The sequence below is a fragment of the Veillonella sp. ZSJB6 genome, from assembly GCF_051549505.1.
Taxonomy (GTDB): Bacteria; Bacillota; Negativicutes; order Veillonellales; family Veillonellaceae; genus Veillonella.
On the sequence record NZ_JBPUGE010000190.1, the window covers coordinates 1 to 236 of the forward strand.

Annotated in this window: 1 protein-coding gene; it reads right to left on the minus strand. The window is 43.6% G+C overall.

Annotated elements, in window-relative coordinates:
• On the minus strand, positions 1-236 hold a 236-nt coding region (locus ACSV5T_RS10375; RefSeq protein ID WP_438321094.1), incomplete at both ends, for an IS3 family transposase.

A 236-nucleotide genomic window follows, 5' to 3' on the forward strand; every position in this document is an offset into this window, starting at 1 on the left:
GGTGATGTCACTGACCCAAGACTCATTAGGACGCTTAGCACCAAACTGCTGATCCAACACGTTTGGATAAACCATTTTATTATGGTTTGAGTCTGTAGTGACTTTAAAGCGTTTATGGCGACGGCATTTGATGCCATGTTCTTCTTTGATACGTCTGACCATGTACAAGCTAATATCATGGCCTTGCTCTATGAGCTTTGCATGCAGTCGATCAGCACCATAGCACTCACGAGTTT